Below are 11,128 nucleotides of genomic sequence, written 5' to 3' on the forward strand. Positions count from 1 at the left end.
CCAGCCGAACATATCTGGCATCAATTTTTGGCACGCTGTTGAGTTCTCAAGGAGCAGGTGCTCTCCTTCGACTCCCTCTCGGGCGCCTCCGGGGCAACTTCGTAACCGTACCTGAGGCGCTGTCCGCGGTCAACCCGCTTCCTGCCCTCCGGACTCCGTCTCCCACGTCCCAAGACCGGCCCTGAGGCCGGCAGTGAGGGTGGGGGGCGGACTGACCTGGCCCGTCCGCCTCGAGGGCGTCCGTACCGATCCTGTCCTGCGGCTGCTCCCTCCGCCCGTGGGCGTCGGTGCAACGAGAGGGAAAGTTACGCACGGATCCGCCGCGGTGCAAATCGCCTGGTCAGAGGCCTGCAGCCCTTCCGCCGCCCCACGCAGCGTCCCCGCTGCCCGTAGGCCGCTCCGGCGACGTAGCTGCCTGGACCCGGCAGGGCGGTCGGGCAGTCCACAGCGGCTTCGTCGGACGTGCGAGCGCGCCGGCACGTCGCGCGGCCGAGCCACCTCGCACGAGTGCGAGGGCGCCCCTGCCCCGAGTGTGTTCGCCCTCGACGCCCAGGCGCAGCCAGCTCCCCAGGCACGTCACTCCCCAGGCACGTCACTCCCCAGGCACGTCACTCCCCAGGCACGTCACTCCCCAGGCACGTCACTCCCCAGGCACGTCACTCCCCAGGCACGTCACTCCCCAGGCACGTCACTCCCCAGGGAGTGACGCCTCAGCGCGACCGGTCCGCCAGCGCCTCGGCCACGGCGGCGAGCGCACGCGTGGCCGGCAGGTCGGGCAGAGGCTCCAGCGCGGCGACGGCATCGGCGGCCCAGCGCAGCGCGACGGCGCGCGCCTCGGCGGTCACCGGGTGGGCACGCAGCAGCGCGACCGCCTCGGCGAGCCTGGCGTCGTCGCTGAGGTCGGCGTCGAGCAGCTCGAGCAGCTCGGCCGACCCCTCGGGTGCGGTCCCTGCCGCCAGGGCACGGCGCAGCAGGAGCACCGGCATGGTCGGCACGTGCTCCCGCAGGTCCGTGCCGGGCGTCTTCCCCGAGTCGGCGTGGTCACCGACGAGGTCGAGCACGTCGTCGGCGAGCTGGAAGGCGACGCCCACCTTCTCGCCGTAGTCGACGAGCACCTGGAGCGTCTGCCCGTCGGCGCCGGAGAACATCCCCCCGAACCGGGCGGAGGTGGCGATGAGCGAGCCCGTCTTGTCCGACAGCACCCCGATGTAGTGCTCGACCGGGTCCTGGCCGGGCGCGGGCCCCACGGTCTCCCGCATCTCCCCCAGGACCAGCCGCTCGAAGGTCGTCGCCTGGATGTGGACCGCCTCCGGCCCCAGGCCCGCGCCGATGGTGGACGCCCTCGCGAACAGCAGGTCCCCCGTGAGGATCGCGACGGTGTTGCCCCAGACCTCCTGGGCGGTGGGCACCCCCCGCCGCTGGGTCGCGGAGTCGATGACGTCGTCGTGGTAGAGCGTGGCCAGGTGGGTGAGCTCCACGACCACGGCCGCGTCCGTCACCAGGGGCGACGGCTCGCCCAGCCTCGAGGCCAGCAGGCACAGCAGGGGCCGGGTCCGCTTGCCCCCGGCGCGGACCAGGTGGCTGCCCGCGTCGGCGGCGAGCGGGTCGGCGCTGCGGACGGCATCGAGGATGGCCCGCTCGACGACCGCCAGGTCGCCCGTGAGCCCGGCCAGCAGGTCCTCGTCGTCGATGCCGTACGCGACCAGGCGCGACAGCTGGTCCGCCCCGGTGCTCACCGGCTGCCTGCCGGCCCCGCGCGCCTCACAGCGCGAACAGCCCGGACGTCCCCGCCAGGTCCAGCAGCGGCGACGGGACGACGCCGAGGACGACGGTCGCCACGGCGGCGACCGCGAGGATCCCCGTGAGCGCGGCGCTCGGGGTGGCGACGACGGCGGAGTCCGCCGTCGGCTCCGTGAAGTACATGGACATGATGATCCGGACGTAGAAGACGACCGCGACCGCGCTGGCCACGACGCCCACCACGGCCAGGACCGTGGCCCCGCCCGCGATGGCCGCCCCGAACACCGCCACCTTGCCGACGAAGCCGCTCGTCAGGGGGATGCCCGCCAGGGCCAGCAGGAACAGCGAGAACATGGCGCCGAACAGCGGGGACCGCCTGCCGACCCCGGCCCACGACGCGATGGTCGTCGCCTCGCCGCCGGCGTCACGCACGAGCGTGAGGGCGGCGAACGCCCCGATCGTCGTCACGGCGTACACCGCGAGGTAGAACATCGACCCGCTGAGGCCGTCGCGGCTGAGCGCGAGGACCCCGGTGAGGATGAAGCCCGCGTGCGCGACCGAGGAGTACGCCAGCACCCGCTTGATGTCGCTCTGGACGACCGCCACGACGGTGCCGAGCACCATGGTGATGACCGCCACCGCCCACAGGACGGGCTGCCACGCCCACGGGTTGTCCGGGAAGGCCACGTAGAGCACCCGGAGCATCGCCCCGAACGCCGCGACCTTGGTCGCGGCCGCCATGAACGCCGTGATCGACGTGGGCGCGCCCTGGTAGACGTCGGGCGTCCAGGAGTGGAACGGCGCCGCGCCGACCTTGAACAACAGGCCGATGATCAGCAGGCCGAAGCCGAGGAGCAGCAGGGAGTCCTGGCCGACGTTGGTCCGGACGGCTGCCGCGATCTCGGGCAGGGCGACCGAGCCCGAGAAGCCGTAGAGCATCGCGGCGCCCATGAGGAAGAACGCCGAGCTGAACGCCCCCAGCAGGAAGTACTTGACCGCGGCCTCCTGGCTGAGCAGGCGGCGCCGCCGGGCGAACCCGCAGAGCAGGTACAGCGGGAGGCTGAGCACCTCCAGCGCGACGAACATCGTCAGCAGGTCGTTGGCCGCGGGGAAGACGAGCATCCCCAGCACGACGAACAGCAGCAGGGGGTAGACCTCGGTCTGCTCCAGGCCCGCACGCCGGGCGCCGTCCTCGCCGGGCGAGCCGGGCACGGCCGAGGCCTGCGGCGCGAAGCCGGTCTCGTCCTGGACCCTGTCGCCGACCAGGAGGACCGCGACGACGGCGAGCACGAGCACGACAGCCATGAGGAAACGGGACACCCCGTCGACGGCGACCGAGCCGCTCGCGGTCACCACGTCACCGGCGTCCCACTGCCACACCAGCAGCCCGAGGGCGGCGAGCAGGCCGACGACCGACAGCACCACCTGGGGCGTCCGGCGGCGGCCGCGGGGCAGGAAGGCCTCGAGCACGACGGACACCACCGCGGTGCCGGCGACGACCAGCATCGGCAGCGTCGCCAGGTAGTCGATCTCCGGGGGCGCGATGGCCCCGGGCGTGGCGGCGGTGTTGCCGAGCAGGGCGATCACCCTTCGCTCCCTTCGGCGACGAACAGCGGGTCGAGGTCGGTCATGCCGGTCTGCTCCATCGTCCGCTCCACGGCGGGCGTGATGATGTCCAGCACGGGCTTGGGGTAGAAGCCGAGGGCGAGGATGACCGCGAGCAGCGGGGCCACCACGAGCGCCTCGCGCGGGCGCATGTCCCGGGTCCGCGGGGCTCCCTCGGCGTCGCGCAGCTCCGGCACGGTCTCCCCCGTCATCATCCGCTGGTAGGTCCAGAGGATGTAGAGCGCGGCGAGCACGATCCCCACGGTGGCGATGACCGCCGCCCAGGGGTAGCGCTCGAAGGTGCCGACGAGGACGAGGAACTCCGAGACGAAGCTCGACAGCCCGGGCAGCGCCAGGGACGACAGCCCGGCGACGAAGAAGGCCCCTGCCAGCAGCGGCATGACCCGCTGCCCGCCGCCGAAGTCGGCGATCAGGCTGGAGCCGCGGCGCGTGGCGAGCATGCCCGCCACGAGGAACAGCGCGGCCGTGGAGAAGCCGTGGTTGACCTGGTACAGCGCCGACCCGCTCTGCCCGGCGGTCGTCATGGCGAAGATGCCGAGGACGATGAAGCCGAAGTGGCTGATCGACGTCCAGGCGATGAGCCGCATGACGTCGCGCTGGGCCATCGCCACGAACGCGCCGTAGAGGATCGACACCAGGGCGAAGCAGATGATCGCCGGGGCCGCCCACCGGGACGCCTCCGGGAACAGCGGCAGCAGGATGGTGAGCATCCCGAAGGTGCCGACCTTGTCCAGCACGCCGACCAGCAGGACCGCCGCGCCGGGCGGGGCCTGGGCGGCGGCGTCCGGCAGCCAGGTGTGGACCGGCCACAGCGGTGCCTTGACGGCGAAGGCCACGAACAGGCCCAGGAACAGCCAGCGGCCGGTGGAGGTGGACGTCTCCAGCGCGGCGAGGTTGTCCAGCAGGAAGCCGTCCGGCCCGCCGGGGCCCGCCACGTAGATGCCGATGACCGCGGCGAGCATGACGAGCCCGCCGGCCAGGGAGTACACGAGGAAGGTGAGGGAGGCCGCCCGCCGCCTCGGCCCGCCGTAGCGGCCGATGAGGAAGTACATCGGCAGCAGCATGACCTCGAACAGCACGTAGAACAGGAACAGGTCCCGGGCGACGAAGACACCGATGACCAGGGACTCCAGCACGAGCACGAGCGCGAGGAAGGGCGCGTCCACGCGGCCCCCGGCGGCGGGGCCGAGGTCGCGCCAGGACGCGAGCAGGCAGACCGGGACGAGCACCGCGGTGAGGGCGACCATGGACAGCGCGATGCCGTCGACGCCCACGGCCAGGCTGGCGCCGAGCTGCGGGATCCAGGACACCTGCTCGGAGAACTGGTAGCTGCCGGCGTCGGCGACGTCGAACGCTAGGGCGCCCGCGACGACCACCCCGAGGACGACCAGGGAGAACGCGAGCGCCACCGCCTTGGCGGCGTCGAGGCGGCTCTTCGGGAGGGCGGCGACGACGGCCGCCCCGACCAGCGGGAGGGCGAGGGCTGCGACGAGCCAGGAGATCACGGCCGGCCTCTCAGATCTGCACGAGCACGAGGGCGCCGACGACGAGGGCGACGCCGGCGAACATGGACAGGGCGTACGAGCGGACGAACCCGGTCTGCAGGCGCGACAGCCCCGACCCGAGCCCGGCGACGGAGCGGGTCAGGCCGCGGACGGCGCCGGAGACCAGGTCGTCGTCCACCTCGCCCATGCCGCGGACGAAGGCCCTGCCCGGCTCGACGAAGGCGATGTCGTTGACGTCGTCCTGGAACAGGTCGCGCCGTGCGGCCTGGGTGAGGACGCTGCCCCGGGGGGCGGTCACCGGCACGTCGCGGCGCAGGTACTGCAGGTACGCCAGGGCGACGCCGAGGACGATGAGCACGAGGGTGACGACCGTGACCAGCGTGAGGCTGACGACGGGCTCGCCGGCCTCGTGGGGGCTGAACACCGGCTCCAGCCAGTCCTCGATCCAGTGCGTGTACCCGAGCAGGGCGCCGAGTCCGGCGGAGCCGACCGCGAGCACGACCATCGGGGCGACCATGAGGACCGGCGACTCGTGCGGGTGCGGCGCCGGGGCGTCGGTCCCGTCGTGCCAGCGACGCTTCCCGTGAAAGGTCATGAAGAACAGCCGCGTCATGTAGAAGGCCGTGAGCCCCGCGCCGATGACGGTCACCGGGCCCAGGACGTAGGGCTGCCAGCCCTCGCCCTCGAAGGCCGCGTGGATGATCTCGTCCTTGGACACGAAGCCGGAGAACGGCGGGACGCCGATGATGGCCAGCCAGCCGAGACCGAAGGTGATCCAGGTCAGCATCATCACCGAGCGGACGCCGCCGAAACGCCGCATGTCGGTCTCGTCGTCCATCCCGTGCATGACCGACCCCGCGCCCAGGAACATGCCGGCCTTGAAGAAGCCGTGCGTGAGCAGGTGGAAGATCGCGAAGACGTACCCGACCGGGCCGAGCCCGGCCGCGAGCATCATGTAGCCGATCTGCGACATGGTGGAGGCGGCCAGCGCCTTCTTGATGTCGTCCTTGGCCGAGCCCACGACCGCGCCGTAGAGCAGCGTGACGGCCCCGACCACGGCGACCGCGGTCGTGGCGGCGGGCGCGCCCTCGAAGATCGGCCCGGAGCGCACGACGAGGTAGACGCCGGCGGTGACCATGGTCGCGGCGTGGATGAGCGCCGAGACCGGGGTCGGGCCCGCCATCGCGTCGCCGAGCCACGACTGCAGCGGGAACTGCGCCGACTTGCCGCAGGCGGCGAGCAGCAGCATGAGCCCGATGACGGTGAGCCAGGTCTCGCTCGCGCCGGCGGCCCCGGACAGGACGTCGTCGAACTGCACCGACCCGAACGACACGAACATCGCCATGATCGCGATGGACAGGCCGAAGTCGCCGACGCGGTTGGCGATGAAGGCCTTCTTGGCGGCGACGGCGTAGTCGATGCGGTGGTTCCAGAACCCGATGAGCAGGTAGGACGCGAGCCCGACGCCCTCCCAGCCGACGTACAGCAGCAGGTAGCTGTCGGCGAGGACGAGCAGGAGCATCGCCGCGACGAAGAGGTTGAGGTAGGCGAAGAAGCGCCGGCGGTCGGTGTCGTGGCGCATGTACTCCACCGAGTACACGTGGATGAGCGTGCCGACGAAGGTGATGAGGAGCACGAAGCACAGGCTCAGCGGGTCCACGAGCAGGCCGGCGTCGACCTGGAAGGTCCCCGCGGGCACCCAGGAGAAGCCGGCGACGGAGCGGGCCCGCTCCTCGGCGTCGTGCCCGAGCACCGACAGGAACACCAGGGCGCCGACGACGAACGCGGCGGCCGAGGCGGCCAGGCCGAGCCAGTGGCCCCACCGGTCGGCGGCACGGCCGGCGAGCAGCAGCACGCCCGCGCTGACCAGCGGGACGACGACGAGCAGCCACGCGAGTGACTCGACGCCGGTGGCGGGGACCGTCTCCAGCCCCGACATCGGGATGACGTTCACGCGCGTCCTCTCAGTACTTCAGCAGGTTGGCGTCGTCGACCGACGCGGACCTGCGGGTGCGGAAGATGGCCATGATGATCGCGAGCCCGATGACCACCTCGGCGGCGGCGACGAGCATGACGAACAGGGCCACGGTCTGGCCGGTGAGGTCGCCGTTGATGCGCGCGAACGCCACGAAGGCGAGGTTCGCGGCGTTGAGCATGAGCTCCACGCCCATGAACACGACGATCGCGTTGCGCCGGGCGAGGACGACGGCCCCGCCGATGGTGAACAGCACGACGGACAGGTAGACCCAGTACACGGCGTCCACGTCAGCGCTCCTGTCCGGTCACGGCGGCGTCGTCGGTGCCCAGGCCGCCGGCCTCGGCGTCGAGGCCCTGGCCGTCGACGCGCACGTGGCCGCCGCCCGTGGTCCGGCGCCCTCGGCCCTCGGGGTCCATGGCGGCCTGGATGGCCGGGACGTCGGTGACCAGCTGCGTCGTCGTGCCGGTCTGGCCGCGGGCAGCGAGCACCCGGGAGACCGACAGCTCGCTCGGGGTGCCGTCGGGCAGCAGGGCCGGGGTGTCCACGGCGTTGTGCCGCGCGAAGACGCCGGGGGGCGGCAGCGGGGTCATCCGCTGGCCGCGCCGGAGCCGGCTCTCGGAGATGGTGCGCTGCGTGGCGCGCTCGCCGGTGCGCTCGCGGTGCGCGAGCACCATGGCGCCGAGGGCCGCGACGACCAGCAGCGCGGCGGTCATCTCGAAGGCCCAGACGTAGCGGCTGAAGATCAGCGCGGCGATGCCGGTGATGTTGCCGCCGTCGTTGACCTCCGTGAGGTTCGCCGGCTCGGGGAACGCGGTGCGCCCGAGCGCGACGAGCACGAAGCCGAGGAAGCCGGCCGCCGCGAGGGCGCCGACCACGCGCTGGCCGCGGATGGTCTCCACGAGGGAGTCCGAGGAGTCGACGCCGACGAGCATGAGGACGAAGAGGAACAGCATCATGACGGCGCCGGTGTAGACGAAGACCTGGACCATGCCGAGGAACGGCGCCTGCAGGCCGACGTACACCCCGCCCAGGCTGACCATGACGACGGCCATGCTCAGCGCGGCGTGCACCGCCTTGCGGGCGAACAGCAGGCCGAGGGCCGCCAGCACCATGAGCGGGCCGAGGGTCCAGAACAGGACGGCCTCGCCGAGCCCGGGCGCGCCGGAGGTCGACGCCTCCGCCGTCGCGGCGAGAGGCAGGAGGGCGGCGTTCACGCCGTGGCCCCCTTGTGCTTCTTCGCGTGGCGGGAGACCGACGTGTCGCGCGCCGGGACGACGACGTCGTCGCGCCCGTCCGACCGCTCGGCCGCGAAGGCGCGCTGCGCCTCGGTGGGGCCGGTGACCTCGTTGCGGTAGTAGTCCTTCTCGGTGGCGCCGTCGACCATGGGGTGCGGCGCGGGGACCATGCTCTCCAGGAGCGGGGCCAGCAGCTGCTCCTTGGTGAAGATGGTCGCCTGCCGGGTGTGGTCGGCCAGCTCGTACTCGTTGGTCATGGTGAGCGCGCGCGTCGGGCAGGCCTCGATGCAGAGCCCGCAGAAGATGCAGCGCAGGTAGTTGATCTGGTAGACGCGGCCGTAGCGCTCGCCGGGGCTGTAGCGCTCGAGCTCGGTGTTCTGCGCGCCCTCGACGTAGATGGCGTCCGCCGGGCAGGCCCAGGCGCACAGCTCGCAGCCGATGCACTTCTCGAGCCCGTCGGCCCAGCGGTTGAGCTGGTGCCGGCCGTGGTACCGCGGCTGGGTGGCCTTGGGCCCCTTGCCCTTCGGGCCCTCGGGGTACTCCTCGCTGAGCACCTTGGTGAACATCGTCGAGAAGGTGACGCCGAAGCCGGCGACCGGGGCCAGCAGCTCGGAGAGCCAGCCCGGTTCGTCCCGGCGACCGCGGTCGTCGTCATCAGCCACGGGTGGCCTCCTGGTCTGCGGTGCTGCGGGCGGCGGCGCCGTCGGCGGCCTCCGTCGAGGTGGGTGCGGGACCCGCGGCCACGGCGACCGGCTCGCGCCGGGCGGGCGCGGGGGTGCCGCCGAGCGAGCCGCGGGAGCGGGTCACGGTCTGGCCGGGCAGGGGCGGGACGGGGAAGCCGTGGGCGAACGGGTCGACCTCGCCTGCCGGCGGGGTGGAGTCCTGGACGACCTTGCCGCCGAGGAACCACACCACGACGACCAGGGGCAGGCCCACGGCGGCGACGAGGATATAGACCTGCTGCTGGCTGAGCACGTCGTACTGGATGAGCCCGCGGACGACGCCCAGGAAGATCACCCAGGCGAAGGCGGCCTCGATGAGGACCTTCCAGCCGAGGTTCATGAACTGGTCGTAGCGCAGGCGCGGCAGGGCGCCGCGCAGCCAGAAGAAGCCGAAGACGACGAGCCACATCTTGGCCGTGAACCACAGCACCGGCCAGAAGCCCGTGTTGAACCAGGCCTCGCCCGGCTCGGCGCCGAACCAGCCGTCGCCGAGGAAGGGCAGCTCGAAGCCGGCCAGCGAGAACGGCGCGAGCGGCCACGGGGCCATCCAGCCGCCGAGGAACAGGGTGACCGCCAGGGCGGACACCGTGAACATGGCGACGTACTCGGCGAGGAAGAACAGCGCGAACTTCAGCGAGGAGTACTCGGTGTGGAACCCGCCGACGAGCTCGCCCTCGCCCTCGGGCAGGTCGAACGGGGCGCGGTTGGTCTCCCCGACGATGGCCACGAGGAACAGCAGGAAGCTCGGCAGCAGCGGGATGAACAGCCAGAGGTCGGTCTGCGCCTCGACGATGCGCGAGGTCGACATGGACCCGGTGTAGATGAACACGCCGACCAGGGCCAGGCCCATGATCAGCTCGTAGCTGATGACCTGGGCGGTCGAGCGCAGCCCGCCGAGCAGCGGGTAGGTCGAGCCGGACGACCAGCCGGCCAGGACGAGGCCGTACACCCCGACGCTGGCCGCGGCGAGGACGAAGAGCACCGACACCGGCACGTCCGTGACCTGCAGCGGGGTGGTGCGGCCGAAGACCGTGACCTCGGGCCCGAGCGGGATGACCGCGAAGGCGAGGAAGGCCGGCGCGACCGAGATCGCCGGGGCCAGGACGTAGATCAGCTTGTCCGCGCCCTCGGGGACGATGTCCTCCTTGAGGGCGAGCTTGACGCCGTCGGCGAGGCTCTGGAGCAGGCCGAACGGGCCGTGGCGGTTGGGCCCCGGCCGCTGCTGCATCCGGCCGAGGATGCGGCGCTCGGCCCAGATCGCCACGAGCACGTTGACGACGAGGAACGCGAACACGAGCACGGCCTTGATGAGGGCGACGAGCCAGGTGTCCTGCGAGAAGTCCGACGCCGGTCCCTCGAGCCCGCCGAGAGCGGCGGGCAGGGCCGTGAGCGGACCGGCGGGGTGGCTCACGCCTGGTCTCCTGTCACGAGCTGGTCGGGTGCGGGTGCAATTCCTACCAGGTCCCCGGCCCCTGCACCGAGACGCAGGCCCACCTCGCTGCGGCGCGAGCGGGTCGGGACCCAGACCACGCCGTCGACGACGGAGGGGTCGACGCGGACGGGGAGCACGAGCGCGCCCTGGCGGGTGGACACCTGGACGTGGCCGCCGTCGCGGACGCCGGTGCCGGCCGCGGTGGCCGGGGACAGCCGGGCGTGCGCACGGTGGGCGGTGCCGGCCAGGTAGGCCTCGCCGTCCTGGCCGCGGCCGGCGTCCAGGAGCAGGCGCCAGGTGGCGAGCACGGCCTGGCCGGGCCCGGGGGCCGTCGTGCGGCCGGGGGCGACGTCGGGGGCGGGCACGCGTGCCTCGTCCCAGGCGCCGACCTGGGCCAGCTCGTCGCGCAGGCCGACGGCCTTGGCGGCGCCGAGCTCGACGCCCATGAGGCGGGCGAGCTCGTCGAGGACGGCGTGGTCGCTGAGGGCGTCGGTCTCCAGGACGGTGTCGAAGGGGCGCAGCCGTCCCTCCCAGTCCATGAACGACCCGGTCTTCTCCGCCGGGGGTGCCACGGGCAGCACGACGTCGGCGTGCTCGGTCACCGCGGAGCGGCGGACCTCGAGGCTGACGACGAACGAGGAGCCCTCGAGCGCGGCGCGGGCGGCGGCCGGGGACGGGAGGTCCCCGACGTCGACGCCCGCCACGAGCAGGCCCGCGCCGGCGGACGCCGCGGCGAGGATCCCCGCGGTGTCGCGGCCCGGTGCGGACGGCAGCCGTTCCACGCCCCACGCGGTGGCCACGTCGACCAGCGCCGCGGCGGTGAGCGGGCGACCGCCGGGCAGGGTGCGCGGCATGGCGCCGGCCTCGACGGCCCCGCGCTCCCCCGCCCG

The 11,128-nt window shown here is 72.8% G+C and carries 9 protein-coding genes; all 9 read right to left on the minus strand.

Features of this window, described 5'->3' with window-relative positions:
• Positions 1-710: 710 nt before the first annotated feature.
• Positions 711-1,736: a polyprenyl synthetase family protein gene (locus tag WCS02_RS12630; protein WP_376984496.1), complete on the minus strand. Its 1,026-nt coding sequence runs from the start codon at positions 1,734-1,736 to the stop codon at positions 711-713.
• A gap of 25 nt (positions 1,737-1,761) precedes the next feature.
• Entirely contained in the window at positions 1,762-3,327 is a 1,566-nt protein-coding gene (nuoN, locus tag WCS02_RS12635; RefSeq protein WP_340293732.1) for an NADH-quinone oxidoreductase subunit NuoN, read from the minus strand.
• Positions 3,324-4,871 (minus strand): NADH-quinone oxidoreductase subunit M, encoded by a 1,548-nt coding sequence (locus tag WCS02_RS12640; protein ID WP_340293734.1) that lies wholly within the window; start codon positions 4,869-4,871, stop codon positions 3,324-3,326. Before WCS02_RS12640 ends, nuoN begins: the two co-directional genes overlap by 4 nt.
• A 10-nt stretch (positions 4,872-4,881) precedes the next feature.
• Positions 4,882-6,810, minus strand: coding sequence for an NADH-quinone oxidoreductase subunit L (nuoL, locus tag WCS02_RS12645; RefSeq protein WP_340293748.1), 1,929 nt, complete (start codon positions 6,808-6,810; stop codon positions 4,882-4,884).
• 25 nt (positions 6,811-6,835) lie between these two features.
• Positions 6,836-7,135 carry an NADH-quinone oxidoreductase subunit NuoK gene (nuoK, locus tag WCS02_RS12650; RefSeq protein WP_340293736.1) on the minus strand — a complete coding sequence of 100 codons (300 nt, stop codon included), beginning with the start codon at positions 7,133-7,135 and terminating at the stop codon, positions 6,836-6,838.
• 1 nt (position 7,136) lies between these two features.
• A complete protein-coding gene (locus WCS02_RS12655) occupies positions 7,137-7,961 on the minus strand; it encodes an NADH-quinone oxidoreductase subunit J (RefSeq protein ID WP_376984502.1) in 825 nt (274 codons plus the stop codon).
• Positions 7,962-8,059: 98 nt separating this feature from the next.
• A complete protein-coding gene (nuoI, locus tag WCS02_RS12660; protein WP_340293740.1) occupies positions 8,060-8,746 on the minus strand; it encodes an NADH-quinone oxidoreductase subunit NuoI in 687 nt (228 codons plus the stop codon).
• Complete coding sequence (gene nuoH, locus WCS02_RS12665; RefSeq protein WP_340293743.1) at positions 8,739-10,217, minus strand: NADH-quinone oxidoreductase subunit NuoH; 1,479 nt, start codon at positions 10,215-10,217, stop codon at positions 8,739-8,741. Before nuoH ends, nuoI begins: the two co-directional genes overlap by 8 nt.
• Positions 10,214-11,128 (minus strand): molybdopterin dinucleotide binding domain-containing protein (locus WCS02_RS12670; protein ID WP_340293745.1); only part of this gene is annotated, 915 nt, incomplete at its 5' end. The genes nuoH and WCS02_RS12670, both read right to left, overlap by 4 nt.

The sequence above is a fragment of the Aquipuribacter hungaricus genome, from assembly GCF_037860755.1.
Classification (GTDB): domain Bacteria; phylum Actinomycetota; class Actinomycetes; order Actinomycetales; family JBBAYJ01; genus Aquipuribacter; species Aquipuribacter hungaricus.

Excerpts from the sequence above, each read along its gene's own strand:
- nuoL (WP_340293748.1), bottom strand. The coding sequence starts at position 6,810 with ATGTCGGGGCTGGAGACGGTCCCCGCCACCGGCGTCGAGTCACTCGCG.
- WCS02_RS12655 (WP_376984502.1), bottom strand. The coding sequence starts at position 7,961 with ATGGTGCTGGCGGCCCTCGGCCTGCTGTTCGCCCGCAAGGCGGTGCAC.